The 18,980-nt window shown below is 65.1% G+C and carries 10 protein-coding genes; 3 read left to right on the top strand and 7 right to left on the bottom strand.

Annotated elements, in window-relative coordinates; all coding sequences use genetic code 11:
* Window positions 1-2: 2 nt before the first annotated feature.
* The 3 genes from rfbG to ABQF13_RS22830 are packed head-to-tail and all read right to left on the bottom strand — an operon-like array spanning window position 3 to window position 2,676.
* Window positions 3-1,097 carry a CDP-glucose 4,6-dehydratase gene (rfbG, locus tag ABQF13_RS22840; protein ID WP_448395076.1) on the bottom strand — a complete coding sequence of 365 codons (1,095 nt, stop codon included), beginning with the start codon at window positions 1,095-1,097 and terminating at the stop codon, window positions 3-5.
* Entirely contained in the window at window positions 1,079-1,852 is a 774-nt protein-coding gene (rfbF, locus tag ABQF13_RS22835; RefSeq protein WP_448395075.1) for a glucose-1-phosphate cytidylyltransferase, read from the bottom strand. The genes rfbG and rfbF overlap by 19 nt, the downstream gene beginning before the upstream one ends.
* Entirely contained in the window at window positions 1,849-2,676 is an 828-nt protein-coding gene (locus ABQF13_RS22830) for a hypothetical protein (RefSeq protein ID WP_448395074.1), read from the bottom strand. Before ABQF13_RS22830 ends, rfbF begins: the two co-directional genes overlap by 4 nt.
* 420 nt (window positions 2,677-3,096) lie before the next feature.
* Here ABQF13_RS22830 and ABQF13_RS22825 point away from each other — a divergent pair, with 420 nt between their 5' ends.
* The 3 genes from ABQF13_RS22825 (at window position 3,097) to ABQF13_RS22815 (ending at window position 11,856) form a co-directional block, all read left to right on the top strand.
* The gene (locus tag ABQF13_RS22825; protein WP_448395073.1) at window positions 3,097-3,852 is read left to right on the top strand and encodes a class I SAM-dependent methyltransferase; all 756 of its coding nucleotides are present in this window, start codon (window positions 3,097-3,099) and stop codon (window positions 3,850-3,852) included.
* 284 nt (window positions 3,853-4,136) lie between these two features.
* On the top strand, window positions 4,137-10,427 hold the full coding sequence (pks2, locus tag ABQF13_RS22820) for a sulfolipid-1 biosynthesis phthioceranic/hydroxyphthioceranic acid synthase (RefSeq protein ID WP_448395072.1): 6,291 nt from the start codon (window positions 4,137-4,139) through the stop codon (window positions 10,425-10,427).
* A 61-nt stretch (window positions 10,428-10,488) separates the two neighbouring features.
* Entirely contained in the window at window positions 10,489-11,856 is a 1,368-nt protein-coding gene (locus ABQF13_RS22815) for a hypothetical protein (RefSeq protein ID WP_448395071.1), read from the top strand.
* A gap of 85 nt (window positions 11,857-11,941) precedes the next feature.
* Here the strand turns inward: ABQF13_RS22815 and ABQF13_RS22810 are convergent, their stop codons facing one another.
* The 4 genes from ABQF13_RS22810 to ABQF13_RS22795 form a co-directional block, all read right to left on the bottom strand.
* Window positions 11,942-12,280 carry a hemophore-related protein gene (locus ABQF13_RS22810; RefSeq protein WP_448395070.1) on the bottom strand — a complete coding sequence of 113 codons (339 nt, stop codon included), beginning with the start codon at window positions 12,278-12,280 and terminating at the stop codon, window positions 11,942-11,944.
* Between the two features lie 138 nt (window positions 12,281-12,418).
* The gene (locus ABQF13_RS22805) at window positions 12,419-15,277 is read right to left on the bottom strand and encodes an MMPL/RND family transporter (RefSeq protein ID WP_448395069.1); all 2,859 of its coding nucleotides are present in this window, start codon (window positions 15,275-15,277) and stop codon (window positions 12,419-12,421) included.
* A 39-nt stretch (window positions 15,278-15,316) separates the two neighbouring features.
* The gene (locus ABQF13_RS22800; protein ID WP_448395068.1) at window positions 15,317-18,220 is read right to left on the bottom strand and encodes an MMPL/RND family transporter; all 2,904 of its coding nucleotides are present in this window, start codon (window positions 18,218-18,220) and stop codon (window positions 15,317-15,319) included.
* Window positions 18,217-18,639, bottom strand: a complete 423-nt coding sequence (locus ABQF13_RS22795; protein WP_448395093.1) for an MmpS family transport accessory protein — start codon at window positions 18,637-18,639, stop codon at window positions 18,217-18,219. The genes ABQF13_RS22800 and ABQF13_RS22795 overlap by 4 nt, the downstream gene beginning before the upstream one ends.
* Window positions 18,640-18,980: the final 341 nt, after the last annotated feature.

Genomic DNA, 18,980 nt, shown 5'->3' with positions numbered 1-18,980 from the left:
GCTCATGCCGTAGCCCAGTTCAGACCCAGGTCGCCTGCATCGGCAACGTAAACCGACAGTTCGTCGGCGCTCGACACCGAACCGGCCTCTAGCAGTTGGCGATACCAGTCCGCGGTGTGGCGGATGGCTTCTTCGACACCCCAGACCGGGCGCCACCCCAGATGCATCCTCGCCTTGGCACTGTCGAGTTGCAGCAACCTCGCCTCGTGAGGCTGCGGGCTGGTCACCGCATGCCACTGCAGCTGTGGCCACCCGCGAGCAAGCTCTGCGAGCACCTGCTCAACCGAGCGGTTGCCGTGCCCGTCGGGGCCGAAGTTCCACGCCTCGGCACACGTGGTGTCGCCGGCCAGCAGCCGCTGACCCAGCAGCAGATACCCACTGAGACAATCCAACACATGCTGCCAGGGACGCGTGCTGTGCGGTGACCGCACCGCCAGCGGTTCACCGGCGACGACCGAACGCACCAGGTCGGGAACCAGGCGGTCCTGCGACCAGTCACCGCCACCGATCACGTTGCCGCCCCGCGCTGTGGCAAGCAACGGCGCCGATTCGTGTTGCAGGAGTGCGGTTCGATAGCTCGCCACCGCCAACTCGACGCCCGCCTTGGACGCACTGTAGGGGTCATGGCCGCCCAGCCGATCGTGTTCGCGGTAGGCCCAGGGCCATTCGCGGTTCTCGTAGCACTTGTCGGTTGTCACAATCACCGCGGCCCGCACATCCGGTGTGTGGCGGAGGGCCTCGAGCACGTTGACCGTGCCCATGACGTTGGTGGCCCACGTGGTGACCGGTTCCTGATAGGACCGGCGAACCAACGGTTGGGCGGCCAGATGAAAGACGATCTCAGGTCGCTGCGCGGCGAAAACCCGTCGCAGCGCCGCTTCATCGCGAATGTCGATGCGGTGATCGTCGACAGACAGCTTCAGCAGTTCCCAATGACTGGGTTCCGACGGCGGGTCCAACGCCACCCCGGTGACATGTGCGCCCAACGCCTGCAGCCAAAGACATAACCAGCTGCCCTTGAACCCCGTATGGCCGGTGACCAAGACCCGGCGCGCACGGTACGCGGCGCCGAAAGTGTTCAGCGCCAGCACTTCCATGGCGCTTCGCCGCTGTTCCAGAGGTCTTCGAGCAGGTTCTTGTCGCGAAGAGTGTCCATGGGTTGCCAGAAGCCGGAGTGCTCGAATGCCATCAGCTCGCCGTCGGCAGCCAGACGCGCCAACGGCGGTCCTTCCCAAGCAGTTTGGTCACCGTCGATGTAGTCGAGTGCGGCCGGCGACAGCACAAAGAATCCGCCGTTGATGAACCCGCCGTCACCGGGCGGCTTCTCGACGAAGCGCGCTACCCGGTCGCCGTCGCGCTCGATGGCCCCGTAACGCCCAGGAGGAAGCACTGCCGTGACGGTGGCCTTGCGCCCGTGCTGACGGTGGAACTCAATGCTTTTGGCAATGTTTACATCGCTGAGCCCATCACCGTAGGTGAAGCAGAACGCCTCTTCGTCTTGAATGTATGGCGACACCCGCTTGAGGCGACCGCCCGTCATGGTTTCGTCACCGGTGTCCACCAGCGTCACCCGCCAAGGCTCCGCGTAATGCTCGTGCACTTCCATCTTGTTGACCGAGAGATCGAATGTCACATCCGACATGTGCAAGAAGTAATTCGCGAAGTACTCCTTGATCAGGTAACCCTTGTAGCCGCAGCAAACGACGAAGTCATTGATACCGTGCCGGGAGTAGTGCTTCAGGATATGCCACAGGATCGGCCGCCCGCCGATCTCCACCATCGGCTTGGGCCGGGCCACGGTCTCTTCGGTAAGTCGGGTTCCCTTACCTCCCGCCAGGATGACCGCCTTCATCGCGTGCGCCGCTGCGTGAGTTGATGCCCCCGACCCGACCACTTCCTGGGTTGTTCTGCTAAGCCGGCGGAGTAGCTGGATTTGCCCTCTACCATGACCGTCATATGTCCGAATACTTCGGCAGGAATATTGTTTGAGTACTCTTCGATGAGGTGCCGAATCAGAAAGAAAGAGCCCAACCTCTCGGAGAGGAATCCGACCGCCCTTATCTGATAGGTGTTGTAACGCCTCAGGCGGGCACCGTACCGCTTCACGAATTGTCGACCCACCCGTTCGATCGCTGACAAAACACGCACCAGCCACGGCTTCGGAAAGATTCCTAGTTCAACACCGCCTGGAACAAAATGCTGTGCCGCCAGGAATTCGGATGCGGTGTCGGAGTTCAGCACACCTATCTCCACGGCGATCGCCGTGTAGTCGAGAATATCTCTGCGGTGATGAATCGCCGCATAGTGTTTGAAAACCGATTTCTTGAAGTACAGCGGCTGTGCGACAAGAAATGGAAGGCCGTCTCTGGGCACATACGTCGCTAGCTCGGCCTCCCGTTCCACGCGGTCACATCTCAATTCCCGCAGGGTCGGGTACCGCACCGACTCCACCCCTTCCGGGGAAGGCAAGATCCTTTTGCGGTAGGATGAGAGTTCGATCAGTTCAGCATCACCGGAGTCCCTCCCGGCGGCGATGGGTAAGACGAAACTTCCCGCAGCGCCGAATGCGACCGGCCGCGCCTCGTGCCAAAACGGGTCGAGGTGCCGCACGTGGAGCGCCGAATCGGGCTGGTAATCCCCCAGCGAGATGCACTCGTCGTACCAGCTTTCAGGCAACAGCGGCTGCTTATGACTAATGCAATATCTGCGGATCATGGGCACGGGCAGTCCGGACGGTGCGCTTGGCACTCACCGATTACCGAAGGCCACGGGGAGCGAACGAGACGTAGCCAACCAGCACTGATACTGCCCGCCGCCAACGGGCGGCACCTTTTTTGACCATCGTCGCATTTCAACACGATTGCGCACGCAAAGCAGCGCTTTGTGAAGTCGGAACCCAGATCCAGTGGGACATGCCCGAACACTCTAGCTTCCAAGGCGGCCCTGTCAGCTGACCCCCCAATTCGAACGATTACGCGTTTCTTGGCCTGAGCGATACCGGTCGCCAGCAACATCCATAACCGCGATTCGCGCCTCCGACGCCCGCCCGACCACGTAGGTTCCGTAAGCGGCACATCGCTCGCGAGAGGGGAAATGGTGGACGAAGCAGTTCGGCGGCTGTCCGCGAGCGGCACGCGGTACCAGCTGTGGACCGAATTTCTGCAGGAAAACCGGGTCGAGTCGATGGCCGAAATCGGCGTCTACCGGGGTCGATTCGCCGCGGAGATACTTGCCGCGTGCGACTCGATCCGCACCTATTACATGGTTGACCCGTGGCGGCACCTCGACGACTGGAACAAACCCAGCAATACCGACGACTCTCGGTTCGACGCCTACCTGGCCGAAACCGAAGCCAACACCGAGTTCGCCGCCGACAAGCGCGTCATCCTGCGCGGAACCACCCTGGAAATCATCGACCAGATCCCCGACGGCAGCCTCGACTTCGCCTATGTCGACGGTGACCATACGCTGCGGGGCATTTCGATCGACCTCATCAACGTGTGGCCCAAGGTCCGGGCCGGCGGGTGGATCGGTGGCGACGACTTCGCGCACACGGTGTGGCAGCACGGGGACCGTTTCGAGCCCACCCTGGTGTTCCCGTTCGCGGTGTACTTCGCAGAAGCGGTGGGCGCACGAATCTTTGCCCTGCCACACCAGCAGTACCTCATTTGCAAAGAACCGGGTTACGAATTCGTCGACCTCACCGACAGTTACCCCGACACCACGCTACAAGGACAGTTCCAACTAAAGCGTGTGTTGCGGGGTTGGCTCACCGACACGGTGGGCGTCATCAAGAGCGAACGAAAGCGCACGTCGCCCACCGGGTTCGGCTCCGACGCCGACAAGGCCTAGATCGGCGATACGCGCGCCGGCGCAGCCGATGCGGTTAATTCACCGCACCAACGCGGATTCGGCCCATCGTTGTGCACTCCGCAACGTTCCTCCCCCGCAACGGCGGTAGGCGGCGCAAAACAAACCGCATCGCAGCCCCATCGCAGCAAATCGGTCAGACCACCGGACCAACTCGGCTAGTTTGACCTTTGACGCGGCCGTCGACTGGACGTTGCGGAAACACCGAACACGTATCGAGTTCGGCCGCGCCCGCTGAAGTACCGCTCGAAAGAAGGTGAAGGGCTATGGGGGACGCTCCTGTCACTCCAATCGCACTGATCGGCATGGCCTGCCGACTTCCCGGAGGTATCGAATCACCGGACAAGCTGTGGCAAGCGCTGCTACGGGGCGATGATCTGGTGACCGAGATCCCGGCCGATCACTGGGATGTCGACGATTTCTATGACCCCGAACCTGGCGTGCCCGCCAAGTCAGTGACGCGGTACGGCGGATTTCTCGACGACATATGGGGCTTCGATGCTCCGTTCTTCGGTCTGCGGACCCATGAAGCGACCTACATGGACCCCAACCACCGGTTGCTGATGGAGACATCGTGGGAGGCCATCGAGCATGCCGGCTTCGATCCGCGTTCGCTGTTCGGGTCCAAGACAGGCGTTTTCGTCGGGGTGGTCCACGATGACCACGTCGTGCTGGCCTACGAATCCGGCGTCGTACACGACGCCTACGCGTACCCCGGCAATACCCCCAGCATGGCGTCCGGCCGGATTGCGTACTGGCTGGGTGCGCACGGTCCGGCGTTGACGGTGGACTCCGCGTGTTCCACCGGCATGCTGACCCTGCACCTGGCCTGTCGCAGCCTGCACCAAGGGGAGAGTGACCTTGCCCTGGCAGGCGGCGTCAACACGCTGATCTCAGGGCTGATGAACACCGCGGGGTCAGCGCTGGGCATGTACTCCCCCACCGGCTGTTGCCACTCGTTCGATGTCGCAGCGGACGGGTTCGTGCGGTCCGAGGGATGCGCCGTGGTGTTGCTCAAGCGGTTGCCCGACGCGGTACGAGACGGCGACCGGATCCTCGCCGTGATCCGCGGCACGGCAGCCAATCACGACGGACGCACCAAGACCATCTCCAGACCGTCGTTGGAAGCGCAGGCCGACGCATACCGGGCAGCGCTGGCGGCGGCCGGCGTCGACCCCAAGACCGTCGGCATGGTGGAAGCCCACGGCACCGGCACCCGGGTCGGTGACCCGATCGAGTTCGGCAGCCTGTCGAGGGTCTACGGCACCGATGGTCGACCGTGCGCACTCGGATCGGCCAAGAGCAACTTCGGCCACACCGAGGGCGCCGCAGGCACATTGGGCTTGATCAAGGCCGCGCTCGCGCTGCAACACGGTGTGGTCCCGCCGTCGCTGCACTTCACCCGGCTGCCCGACGACCTGGCAACAATCGAGACCGGACTGTTCGTACCCACTGCCGCCACCCCATGGCCATCGCAGCAAGACCAGCCGCAGGATCAGCACCCACGTCGGGCTGCCGTATCGTCGTACGGTCTGAGCGGTACGAACGTGCACGCCGTACTGGAGGAGGCCCCTACGTGCGCGCCGCGGGAGGCGGCCGCAGTCTCGCCCGGCTCGCTGGTGTTCGCACTGTCAGCCACCTCGAGCGAAGCGCTGCACCGTACCTGCGCCCGGCTCGCTGAATGGGTGAGCGTCCGCGCCGATCAGCTGGTGCCCGCCGATCTGGCCTACACCTTGGCGCGCCGACGCGGCCACCGGTCGGTGCGCGCGGCGGTGGTCGCCGCGGACCTGCCGGAGCTGACCGAGCGGTTGCAGGAGGTCGCTGACAGCGCCATCACATATCCCGCCGCGGTCGGCCAGGACGACCGCGGACCCGTATGGGTGTTCTCCGGGCAGGGTTCGCAGTGGGCGGCGATGGGTGCGGCGCTGCTGGAGACGGAGCCGGTGTTCGCCGCGACGGTCGCTCAGGTGGAGCCGTTGGTCGCCGCGGAAGCGGGGTTCTCGGTCACCCAGGCGATGTCGGCACCCGAGACGGTCGACGGTATCGAGCGGGTCCAGCCGACGCTGTTCACCATGCAGGTCGCGCTCGCCGCCGCAATGCGCTCCTACGGCGTCCACCCCGGCGCGGTCGTCGGGCATTCGATGGGAGAGGTCGCCGCTGCCGTCGTCGCGGAGGCGCTTTCGGTCCAGGACGGGGTGCGCGTCATCTGTCGCCGCTCGCGGTTGTTGGCGACCATCGCCGGCGCCGGCGCGATGGCGTCCGTGGAGCTTCCCGCGCGACAGGTGCGCGAGGAGTTGGCCGCGCGAAAGCTGTCCGACGTCGTCGTGTCGGTGGTCGCCTCGCCGGAGTCCACCGTCATCGGCGGGGCGACCGAGACGGTTCGGGACCTGGTCGCGATGTGGGAGCGCCGCGACCTGACGGCGCGCGAGGTGGCAGTGGACGTCGCGTCGCACTCACCGCAGGTCGATCCCATTCTCGCCGATCTCACCGATGCGTTGGCCGAGCTCACGCCGATGGCTCCTGCGGTGCCGTTCTACTCGGCGACGTTGGACGACCCGCGGCGCGAGCCCGTCCTGAACGCCCGCTACTGGGTCGATAACCTGCGCCGTCCGGTGCGGTTCGCCGACGCGGTGCAGGCCGCGCTGGAGGACGGCCACCGGGTCTTCGCGGAGCTTTCCCCGCACCCGCTGTTGACCCGCGCCGTGGAACAGACCGCGAAGGCGGCCGATATCTCGGCCCAGGCACTGCCGTGCCTGCTGCGTGAACGGGAGTTGCCACACGGCCTGCGCGAGTTCTTGGCGAACCTGCATTGTGCCGGTGCCGCAGTCGATTTCTCGGCGCTCTATCCAAGTGGTCGGCTGGTCGACGCACCGTTGCCGACGTGGACGCACCGTCGGCTGCGCATCGGGTCCGGTGACACCAGCCGCCAGGCACTGGCAATGGGCACGCCGAACCTCGTGGTGCACCCGCTGCTCGGCGCGCATGTGCGGCTGCCGGAAGAGCCGGAGCGCCATGCCTGGCAAGGTGAGGTCGGCACCGCGGCGCTGCCGTGGCTGAGCGACCATCAGGTGCACAACGTGCCCGCCCTGCCCGGGGCGGCCTACTGCGAGATGGCGCTGTCGGCGGCACGCACCATGCTCGGCGAGGGATCCGAGGTCCGCGACATCAGCTTCGAGCAGATGCTGATGCTCGACGAACAGACGCCGATCACCACGCTCGCGGCGGTCGAGGCGCCCGGCGTCGTCGAGTTCGAAGTGGTGACCGACCACGAAGGCGAACACACCCGGCGAGCCGTCGCACGCCTGCACGTGGCCGACGACGAGCCTGCGCCGCAGCGACACGATATGTCCACGCTGCTCGCCACGCACCCGTCCCGCACCGAAGGCGACGAGCTACGAGCGCTGTTCGACTCCCGCGGGGTCCGCCTCGGTCCGGCGTTCGCGGGCCTGATCGCCGCCCACACCGCCGATGACGCATGCACGCTGGTCGCCGAGATCGCACTGCCCCGGGCGCTGCGCGCGCAGCAGAGCGCCTACGGTGTCCACCCGGTGCTGCTCGACGCCTGCTTCCAAGCGGTAGCCGCGCACCCGTCCGTCATCCAGGCGGAGCTGTTGGTGCCGTTGGGAATTCGACGGCTGCGTATCTGCGATCCGGCGGGTAAGCCGCGGTACTGTTTCGTCCGGTTGAACACCCAGGACCGAACCGGCATCGATGCCGATATCGACATCCTCGACGAGGCCGGGGCGCCGGTGCTGACCATGCGGGGGTTCCAGTTGGGCAGCAGTTCGGAAGGAAGCGATGCCGAACGCGTGCTCGCCGACCGGCTGCTCAGCGTCGAATGGCGGCGGCATGACCCACCCGCCTGCGCGGACACCGATCCCGGCGAATGGCTGCTGATCACCACCTCCGATAGCGAGGACTTCCTCACGACCAGGCTTCTCGACGCAATCAAAGGCCATGGCGCACAATGTGACTGGTTCGACTGGCCCGGGCACGCCGACCATGTGGCCTACGCGAAGCAACTGGGCGACCGGCTGACGGCCAGCACCGTCGACGGCGTGGTCTTGGTGTTCCCCGCGCCGAACGACGTGGATGAAGATGGTTTGGCCAGGGCCCGCGCGCACGTCTCTGCGCTGGTGCGCATCGCTCGCGAACTCACCGAATCGCCGGGCGATCCGCCTCGCCTCTATGTGCTGACCAGGTCGGCTCAAACCGTCGCGGATCAAGACCGGTCCAACCTCGATCAGGCGGGGTTGCGCGGCCTGATCCGGGTGGTCGGCGCCGAACATCCGGAGCTGCGCGCCACCCAGATCGACGTCGATGACGCGTGCGATCCCGACACGGTGGCGCTCGAACTGCTGTCCGGGTCCGCCGAGGACGAGACCGCCTGGCGCGGCGGCCAATGGTACGTCGCGCGGCTACGACCCGCACCGTTGCGCCCAGAAGAGCGCCGCACCACCACGGTCGACCACGAGACCGACGGTATGCGCCTGCAGATCCGCACTCCCGGCGACCTGGGTACGATGGAATTCGTTGCTGCTGAACGTGTTCCACCGGGAACAGGCGAGATCGAGGTCGCGGTCACCGCGTCGAGCATCAACTTCGCCGACGTGTTGATCGCGTTCGGCCAGTACCCCAGCCTCGAGGGCCGACTGCCGCAGCCTGGCACCGACTTCGCGGGCGTGGTGACCGCGGTCGGGCCCGGTGTCGCCGATCTTCGGGTCGGTGACCACGTCGGGGGCTTCTCCCGAAACGGTTGCTGGGCCACGCACGTGACCTGTGACGCCCGCGCCGCCGCGCCGCTTCCGGCCGGCCTGACCGATGAGGTCGCGGCCGCGACCACCACGGCGTACGTCACCGCCTGGTACGGGCTGCACGACCAGGCCCGGATCGCCGCAGGGGATCGGGTGTTGATCCACTCCGCCACCGGCGGCGTCGGGCAGGCGGCCATCGCGATCGCCCGCGCCGCCGGAGCGCAGATCTTCGCCACCGCCGGAAGCCCGGAACGACGGCAACTGTTGCGCAACATGGGTATCGAACATGTCTATGACTCGCGCAGCACCGAGTTCGCCGACCTGATCCGCCGCGACACCGACGGCGCCGGGGTCGACATCGTGCTCAACTCCCTCACCGGAGCCGCGCAACGCGCCGGTTTCGAACTCCTGGACATCGACGGACGCTTCGTCGAGATCGGCAAGCTCGACGTCTACGCCAACTCCCGGCTGGGCATGTACCCCTTCCGCCGCAACCTCACCTTCCACTACGTCGATCTGGCGCTGATGGTCCACAGCCGCCCCGAGCGGGTCGGCGACCTGCTGCGGCGGGTGTACGGGCTGGTGGCAACCGGTGAGCTGGCGCCGCCGCAGACCACTTCTTACCCGCTCGCCCAGGCGGCCACCGCGATTCGGGTGATGAGCGCGGCCGAACACACCGGGAAGCTGGTGCTCGACGTGCCCCGCCGGGGACACAGCACCGTGGCGCTATCACCAGAGCAGGCCCCGGTTTTCCGTCCCGACGGCGCCTACATCATCACCGGCGGTCTTGGCGGGCTCGGCTTGTTCCTGGCCGCCGAGATGGCTTCGGCCGGCTGTGGCCGGATCGTGCTGACGAGTCGCTCACAACCCGATGCTGCTGCCCAACAAGCCATTGAGCGCATGCGCGACAGCGGTACGCAGATCCACGTGGAGTGTGGCGATATCGCCGATCCGGCAACCGCAGGATGCCTCGTCGCCGCCGCCACCGCCACCGGGCTGCCGGTCCGGGGGGTGCTGCACGCCGCCGCGGTCGTGGCGGACGCCACCCTCACCACCATGACCGACGACCTGATCGAGCGGGACTGGATGGCCAAGGTGCACGGCGCCTGGCACATGCATCAAGCGACATCCACGCAGCCGCTGGATTGGTTCTGCTGTTTCTCGTCGGCGGCCGCGCTGCTCGGCTCCCCGGGCCAGGGCGCCTACGCCGCGGCCAACAGCTGGCTGGACGCCTTCACCCACTGGCGCCGGGCAGAAGGCCTGCCCGCCACCACGATCGCGTGGGGAGCATGGGCTGAGGTCGGCCGCGCCGCATCCCTGGAAGAAGGCCGCACCACGATGATCACCCCCGAAGACGGTGCGCATGCCTTCCAGGCGCTGCTGCGCTACGACCGCGGCTACACCGGCTACCTGCCCACCAAGGGCACCCCGCTGTTCAACGCACTCGTTGCGCGCAGCCCGTTCGCCGAGGCGTTCAAGACCGCGAGCGAAGCACGAGACGACACCGCCGCGGTGCGTGCCGAGCTGCGCTCGCTGCCCCGCGACGAGTGGGCGGCGCGGCTTCGACGGCTGGTGACCGAGCAGGCCAGCCTCATCCTGCGACGCACGGTCGATCCCGACCACTCCTTCCCCGACCACGGGCTGGACTCCCTCGGGTTCCTCGAGCTGCGCAACCGCATCGAATCCGAGACCGGAATACGCGTGACACCCAAGGCGATTGCCGCGCACAACACCGCGCGTACGCTGGGCCAGCACCTGGCCGATACGCTGGCCAGTGAACAGACGGTGTTGGCAGCGGTGTGATCGCTTCTGCCGCAACCTCAACACGCCGCATCTGCGGGCTGTATGTGAAGGAGGCTGACTGATGGCTGCGCGGAGGGCTGATGTGCTGCCCGACAATCGGCTGGCGGTAGCGGACGAAGCCTTGCTGGCAGAGCATTACGCCGCCGACATGAACGTCGTCATTCAGGTCACGTGGCTCTACGAGCACCCCGTCGACTACGACGCGTTGCGGCGCTTTCATTACCACCTCGGCCAGGGGTTGCTGGGACGGCGCATCGAGCGTCCGGCGTTTCCGATCGCGCGGCATCGATGGGTTGTCGATCGCGGGCCGCTGGAGTTCGATATCGCCGAAACAGCCCGGCCCCGCGAAGAATTCAGCGACTGGGTCGATGAACGCTCACAGCTGCCGATCGATCCCGAAACGGGGCCCGGCTGGCATCTGGGCGTGCTTCCGCTGACGGACGGCTCGACAGGGATCAGCCTGGTGCTCTCGCACAACCTGATCGACGGCCTCGGTCTGGCCCTGGTGATCATCGAAGCGGCCCTCGGCAAGACACGCGAGCTCGGCTACCCGCTGCCGAAATCACGCACTCGGGTACGCGCCATCGTCGAGGACGCCCGCCAGACGGCGCGCGACATCCCCCAGGTGGCCCGGGCGCTCACCACGGCAGCACGCCTGGCCCGAAAGCAGGCGCGCACCCAGCCGCGTAAGAACCGTCCGCAGCGAGCGAAAGCCGCCGTCGTCCCCGACGGTGACGACGTCGTGCTGGTGCCGGCCCTGACGATCTACATCGACCTGGAGCAGTGGGATGCCCGCGCCGCAGCCCTCGGCGGAGCCAGCCACACGATGGCCGCGGCGTTCGCCGCGAAGTTCGGGGAACGGATCGGACGTCGGCGCGCCGATGATGGGGCGGTGACCCTGCAGATTCCCATCAGCGACCGCACCGAGGACGACACTCGGGCGATGGCGTTGTCGTATGCGCGTGTCAGCGTCGACCCGAAGCCGCTGACGACCGACCTCAGCGACATCCGCGCCGCCGTCAAAGAGACGCTTCGCACGCTGAAGGAGACCCCGGACGAGTCCAAGCAGCTGCTGTGGTTGCCGTCGTTCACGCCGAAACGTGCGCTGAAGAATATGGTCGCCCGGATGCCCACCGACCCCGATCAGCCGGTGTTTTGCTCCTACCTCGGCGATCTGCACTCGGTGATCGGCTGCCCGGCCGGCACCATCGCCGAATACGAGAACGCCCGAGGAACCGGACAACGCGAAAGCCGCCGGTTCCTCGAGCAGATCGGCGGCCGGATGATCATCCTGTCCGGGCGCATCAACGGCCAGATCTTCATCAGCGTCGGCGCCTATCAGCCCGGTGCCGACAACACCAAGCCGGCCCTATATGAACTGGCCAGGGCCACGATGGCGGACTTCGACCTGACCGGCCACATCCACTAACGCGAAACGGGCACTAACGCGAAACGGGCACTAACGCGAAACGGGCGGAGCCAAGAGGCCGCCGCCCGTTTCGGTCAGTTACTGGTCAGAAGTTGTTGCAGGTGCGGAAGGCCCCCTCGATCGCCGGGAGGTACGGCTGCATCTGCGGCGCGGACGCAACATGCTGCGCCGTTTTCGCGCGCTGCTCCGGACCCGCGGCGAGGAACTCGTTCAGACCCCGCTGCACAATCGGCGTCTTGTTGAACGCCGCGGCGACTTGCGGGTTCTGCGCCTCAAGCGCCGCCACCAGCTGCGGGTAGGTGCACGTGGTGTTGATGGCCGGGCCCAGATCAGGAGCCGCGGATGCAACGCCGGATCCGACGCCCAGCGACAGTGCGACACCGCCGACCACAACAGCCAGTCTGGTCAACGACAGTTGGATCATGTGCAGATTTCCTCCCTGACAAGTGATCCCCGACCGTACAGACTCTAGTGGCCAATCCGGGATCTTCCCAAACTTTTTGGTAGCGGACTGCCGACCGGCAAGCCCGTTACCCCCTTATCGCGCACTCCTTGAGGAACGTTAGCTAACCGAGGCATTTTGTTCGTCGGCGGGAAGGCGCCGGGCCGCGGCGACCGGCCGTGGGTGAACCCGCAGCGGCCACCAGAACCACCGGCCCAGCAGCGCGGCGATCGACGGTGTCATGAACGCGCGCACCACCAACGTGTCGAACAACAGACCCAACCCGATGGTGGAACCCACCTGCCCGATGATGCGCAGGTCGCTGACCACCATCGACAGCATCGTGAAGGCGAACACCAGGCCCGCGGCCGTCACCACCTTGCCGCTGCCGCCCATCGCCCGGATGATGCCGGTGTTCAACCCCGCGCCGATCTCCTCCTTTATCCGCGACACCAACAGCAGGTTGTAGTCAGAACCGACCGCCAGCAGGATGATCACCGACATCGCGAGCACAAGCCAGTGCAACTCGATACCGAGGATGTGCTGCCAGATCAGCACCGACAGCCCGAACGCCGCGCCCAACGAAAGCGCCACCGTGCCAACGATTACCAGCGCCGCGACGAAACTTCGCGTGATGATCAGCATGATGGAAAAGATCAGACACAGCGCCGCTGTTCCCGCGATCAGAAGGTCGTACCTGGACCCGTCGCGCAGGTCCTTGAACGTGGGCGCTGCCCCGGCGAGATGGACTTTGGCACTTTCCAGCGGCGTGACCTTCAGGGCCTCCTGGGCCGCGGTGTGCAGGGCGTCGACGCGCGAGATACCTTCGGGTGTCCCTGGATCGTCGCGATGCGTGATGATCAGGCGCAGCGCCTTACCGTCCGGTGAGAAGAACAGCTCCATCGCGCGTTTGAAGTCCTCGTTCTCGAAGACTTCGGGTGGCAGGTAGAAGGAGTCGTCGTTCTGGGCGGCGTCGTAGGCCTGGCCCATGGCGCTGGCGTTCTGGATCGTGTCGTCGATCAGCGCCATCATGCCGTCCATGGTGCTGTGGGTCGTCTGCATCATGGTCCGCATGGCCTTCATGCTGGCGATCATCGGCGGGAACAGGGTGAGTAGGTCCTGCTGGAGAAGGTCGAGCTTATCGACGTGTACCAGGATCTCGTGCATCTGCACGCTGATCTGGTCGGTGCCGTCGAGGCCCTGGAAGACCGACCTCACCGCCCAGCAGACGGGGATGTTGTAGCAGTGCGGTTCCCAGAACAGATAGTTGCGGATCGGCCGGAAGAAGTCGTCGAAGTTGGCGATGTTGTCGCGCAACTCATCGGTGACCTCGGTGATTTCCTTGTTCATCAGCGTCGTCTCATGCGTGATATCGCTGATCTGCTGCATCAGAGCGTAGGTGCGCTCCATTTGGCTGATCATTCTGTTCATGTTCTCGACCTGATCCTGCATGCCGTCGATGCGATCTCTGCCGAACGGGAGGATCTGCTGCATGCCGGCGCTTTGCAGGCTGATCTGAAATGGGATCGAGGTCCGCTCGATCGGGGTCCCCTCGGGCCGGGTGATCGTCTGCACCGACGCGATACCGGGAACGGCGAAGATCGCCTTCGCGAGCTTGTGTAGAACCACGAAATCGGCCGGGTTGCGCATATCGTGGTCGGCTTCCAAGATCATGATGTCCGGCATCATTCGCGACTCTGGGAAATGTCGCTCGGCGGCTGCGTATCCCACGTTTGCGGGAATGTCCTGTGGGACATACAGGCGATCGTCGTAGCTGGTTTTGTAGCCCGGAAGCGCCAGCAGCCCGACCAGCGCGACCGCGCAGGACGCGATCAGGATCGGCCCGGGCCACCGCACGATCGCCGTGCCCAGCCGCCGCCACCGGCGCACCACGACCTTGCGCTTTGGCTCGAACAGGCCGAACCGGCCGCCGACCGCGATAACGGCCGGGATCAACGTGAGCGCTACCCCGACCGCCACGACCATGCCCACCGCGGACGGCACGCCCATGGTCTGGAAATAGGGCAGCCGGGTGAAACTGAGGCAGTAGATCGCTCCGGCGATCGTCAAACCCGAGGCCAGCACCACCTTGGCGACGCTGCGATAAGTGGTGAAGAACGCCGCTTCCCGGTCCTCGCCGGCTTGGCGCGCCTCGTGATAGCGGCCGGTGAAGAAGATCCCGTAGTCGGTTCCCACGGCGATGCCGAGCGACACCAGCAGGTTCACCGCGAAGATCGACAGGCCGAGGATGCCCTGGTCGCCGAGGAACGCCACCACTCCCCTGGCGGCCTGGACCTGGATGCCCACCATGAGCAGCAGGAGAATCACGGTGATGACCGAGCGGTACACGAACAGCAGCATCGTGAAGATCACCGCGAGCGTCACCAGGGTGATCGTGATGATGGAGCTGTCGCCGGCGTGGTTCATGTCGGCCACCAACGGCGCTGAGCCCGTGACATAGGCCTCTACGCCCGGCGGCGCCGGCGTCCGTTCGACGATGTCGCGGACGGCTTCGACCGACTCGTTGGCCAGCAATTCGCCCTGGTTACCAGCCAGATTCAACTGGACGTAGACGGCCATCCGATCGGCGCTTTCCACGCCCGACGCGGTGAGCGGATCCCCCCAATAGTCCTGAACGTGACGCACATGGGTGGTGTCGGCCCTCAACTGACGGATCAACTCGTCGTAGTAGAGGTGTGCCTCATCGCCGAGAGGTTCCTGGCCCTCCAAGACAATCATCGCGATGCTGTCGGAGTCGGAGTCCTCGAACAGCTCACCCATACGCTGCATCGCCTCGAATGACGGTGCGCCCTTGGGGATCACCGAAACCGAGCTTTCCCGGCCGACTTGTTCCAGCGACGGAACAGCGAAGGTCAGGACGGCGATCAGCGCCAGCCACCCGATGATGATCGGCACCGACAACCGGTAGATGGTCCGGGCTACCAACGACCGACGGGTCTTGACTTTCTGGTCGGTCATGCGGCCTTCAGCAGGACGGAGATAACCGCGTTCATAGCGCTACCGCTCATCCCTCTGGAGCAGGGAACGCACCAGCGGGCGTGGACCTCTCGCGTGCCGGGCGGCGGCGATGGGCCGCGGGTGCACCCGTAGCGGCCACCAGAACCACCGGCCCAGCAGCGCGGCGATCGACGGTGTCATGAACGCGCGCACCACCAACGTGTCGAACAACAAACCGACTCCGATCGTGGAGCCCAGCTGCCCAATGGTCTGCAGATCGCTGACCACCATCGACAGCATCGTGAAGGCGAACACCAGGCCCGCGGCCGTCACCACCTTGCCGCTGCCGCCCATCGCCCGGATGATGCCGGTGTTCAACCCCGCGCCGATCTCCTCTTTCATCCGCGACACCAACAGCAGGTTGTAGTCAGAACCCACCGCCAGCAGGATGATCACCGACATCGCGAGCACCACCCAGTTCAGTGGGATGCCGAGGATGTGCTGCCAGATCAGCACCGAGAGCCCGAACGCCGCGCCCAGCGAAAGCGCCACCGTGCCAACGATTACCAGCGCCGCGACGAAACTTCGCGTGATGATCAGCATGATGCAGAAGATCAGACACAGCGCCGCCGTCGCCGCGATCAACAGATCGTAGGTGGAGCCCTCGACGATGTCTTTGACCGAGGCGGCGGTGCCGGTCAGATAGATGTCGGCGCTTTGTAGCGGAGTTCCCTTGAGGGCCTCCTCCGCCGCGGTCATGATCGGGTCGACGCGGGACATCCCCTCGGTCGTGGCCGGGTCGCCCCGTTGCGAGATGAGCATGCGCGCCGCTTTCCCGTCCGGTGACAGGAAGACGTCCATGACCCGTTTGAAGTCTTCGTTATCGAAGATCTCCGGCGGCAGATAGAAGGAGTCGTCGTTCTTGGCTGCGTTGAACGCCTTACCCATGGCGGTCGCGTTGTCGTTCGTCTCCTCCATCTGAGCGAGAATTCCGGACATGGTGCTGTGCATCGTCAGCATCATTTGCCGCGTTTCCCGCATGGTCTCGATCATCACCGGGAATTGCTCAGCCATTTGCGGCAGGATTGCGTCGAGTCGGTCTAGGTTTTCGACAAGTCCGCGTAGCTTGACCGTGATCTGGTCGACGCCGTCAAGCGTGTCGAAAACGGACCTGACGGCGAAGCACAGCGGAATGTTGTAGCAGTGCGGTTCCCAGTACAGGTAATTTCGAATCGGCCTGAAGAAGTCGTCGAAGTTCGCGACGTTATCGCGCAATTCGTTCGTGATTTCTTCTAGTTCATGCGTTTTGGCGACCATGTCATGGGTCGTGCTCACCATTTCCAGCGTCAACGCCTGCATGCGCTGCATGGTGGCGATCGTCTCGAGCATGTCGTCGGCCTGGACGAGCAGATCGTCCATTCGGGCTCTCTGGAACGGGATGAGCTGCGACTGGCTGGCGCTGCTCATGGACAGCATGAACGGAATGGTGGTGTTGTTGAGCGGCTCTCCGCCGGGGCGGGTGATGGCTTGCACCCGGGAAACGCCTTCCACCCCTTGAACGGCCTTGGCGAGTTTGTTCAGGACCAAAAAGTCGGCCGGATTGCGCATGTCGTGGTCGGCCTCGACGAGCAGAATATCGGGGGCCATCATCAACGATTGGGGAAAGTGTCGCTCAGCGGCTGCATAGCCCACGCTGGCGGGGATGTCTTTCGGCAGATATTCCTGGTCGTTGTAGCTGGCCTGGTACCCCGGCAATGCCAACAGCCCGATGAACGAGACCGCCAGCGACGCGGCCAGGATGGGCGCCGGCCACCGCACGACCGCGGTGCCCACCCGCCGCCAGCGACGGGCGGTGATCTTTCGCTTGGGCTCGAACAGCTTGATACGGCTGCCTGCGGCGATGACGGCAGGGATCAGCGTCACCGCTGTCACGACCGCCATGACGATGCCCACAGCGGTGGGCACACCCAGCGTCTGGTAGACGGGCAGCCTGGTGAAGCGCAGGCACAGCACCGCACCGGCGATCGTCAAACCGGAGGCCAAAACGACCTTGGCGACGCTCCCGTAGGTGGTGTAGAACGCCGTTTCGCGGTCCTCGCCGGCTTGGCGCGCTTCCTGATATCGGCCGATGAAGAAGATGCCGTAGTCGGTTCCGGCCGCGATCGCCAGCGGAACCAGCAGGTTGACCACGAACGTAGTGATGCCGATGAGCTCCAGATCGCCCAGCAGCGCGACCGATCCCCTGGCGACCAGCAGCTGGATCACGACGATCAGCAGCAAGATGACGACGGTGATCACCGAGCGGTACACCAACAGCAGCATCACGAAAATCACCGTGAAGCTCAGCGACGTCACCAGCATCACCGTGCGGTTGCCCGCCGGCCCCAGGTCCGCGGCGAAAGCCGCGGGGCCGGTGACGTGGGCCTGGACTCCCGGTGGCGGTGGCGCCCGCTCCACGATGTCGCGAACGGCTCGCACGGATTCGTTGGCCGAGGTTCCCTCCCGATTGGCGGTGAGGTTCACCTGCACATAGACGGCCTTACCGTCGGCGCTTTGGGCCGCCGCCTCGGTGATCGGATCACCCCAGAAGTCTTGAACGTGTTGGACGTGTGTGGTGTCTTCACGCAGCCGCTCAATCAGGTCTTCGTAGTACGCATGGGTGTCGTCGCCGAGGGGTTCTTCGCCCTCCAGGACGATCATCGCCACAGCGCCCGAATTGGCTTCTCCGAACACCTCACCCATTCGCTGCATCGCCTGGAACGACGGCGCGGCGATGGGGTTCATCTCCACCGCCTGCTCTTTTTCGACCAACTCCAGCGACGGCACGGCGGTGGTCAACAGGAAGGCGATCGCCAACCAGCCCAGGATGATCGGCACCGAGAAGCGATAGACGATCCGGGCGACGAGGGGCGGACGTTTGGCCGTCGACAACGGCTGCGTCGTGGGTTCGCTCGACTGGGTCATGCGGCCTTCAGCACGCAGAAGGTGAACGCGTTCACCCCGTGGCGGACCCGTTCGGCTTCGACCTCGTCGCCGACGGTGATGCGACAGCCGATGGTGTCACCAGTTCCTTGCGCGGAGAGGCTTCCGATCGCCGTCGCCTCCGAGATCGGGAACTCCACCGACCACGGCAGCGGCGCTCCCTCGATCCGTTGCGGGTCGGCGTTGTCATCGAAATAGCTGATGTCCGCGACCGTTCCTGGCGGGCCGAACACCTCGTAGGTGAGGTGCTTGGGGTTATGGGGCTGGCGCTCCTCAGTTTCGGTGCTGGCATAGGTGGGGCGATGGTCGTTGCCGAACACGCCGTGCAACCTGGAAACGGTGAATCCGCCGGCGACCGCGACGATCGCGATGACGAGCGGGATCCACAGCCGCCTCAGAATCCTGAAAATGTCAGACCCCTTCTGTTCTCAGTCCTGGTGCCATGCGGTCGCTCGGTCGATCGTCTGACTGCGCACTTGCTGCGACACACCAGACGGCGCTACCTCGGACACGGTGTCGCGCGGGTGAGCCGTGTGGCGGTCACCGCAAATGCGCGGCGCCTCCGGGAGCGCGAGTCGGTCCTGGAAGGTGATCCATTTCTGTTCGCCTCCAAATCCGGTCAAGCCCGACGCGATCGTAATGCATTCGTCCTGGCTAGTACGCCCAGTCCCAAGATTCTCAGGAACCTCAGCGGCAAAGCAGGTCGTCAGCGTCAATTATCCCGCTACGCGCAGCTGCGCGC

It is taken from the genome of Mycolicibacterium sp. XJ879 (genome assembly GCF_053483935.1).
The sequence above is the reverse complement of the archived record's forward strand: the minus strand, read 5'-3'. Positions and strand labels throughout refer to the sequence as shown.

What these genes read in the sequence shown, in the direction of transcription:
- rfbG (WP_448395076.1), bottom strand. Translation starts at nt 1,097, where the DNA reads ATGGAAGTGCTGGCGCTGAACACTTTCGGCGCCGCGTACCGTGCGCGC.
- rfbF (WP_448395075.1), bottom strand. Translation starts at nt 1,852, where the DNA reads ATGAAGGCGGTCATCCTGGCGGGAGGTAAGGGAACCCGACTTACCGAA.
- pks2 (WP_448395072.1), top strand. Translation starts at nt 4,137, where the DNA reads ATGGGGGACGCTCCTGTCACTCCAATCGCACTGATCGGCATGGCCTGC.
- ABQF13_RS22815 (WP_448395071.1), top strand. Translation starts at nt 10,489, where the DNA reads ATGGCTGCGCGGAGGGCTGATGTGCTGCCCGACAATCGGCTGGCGGTA.
- ABQF13_RS22810 (WP_448395070.1), bottom strand. Translation starts at nt 12,280, where the DNA reads ATGATCCAACTGTCGTTGACCAGACTGGCTGTTGTGGTCGGCGGTGTC.
- ABQF13_RS22805 (WP_448395069.1), bottom strand. Translation starts at nt 15,277, where the DNA reads ATGACCGACCAGAAAGTCAAGACCCGTCGGTCGTTGGTAGCCCGGACC.
- ABQF13_RS22800 (WP_448395068.1), bottom strand. Translation starts at nt 18,220, where the DNA reads ATGACCCAGTCGAGCGAACCCACGACGCAGCCGTTGTCGACGGCCAAA.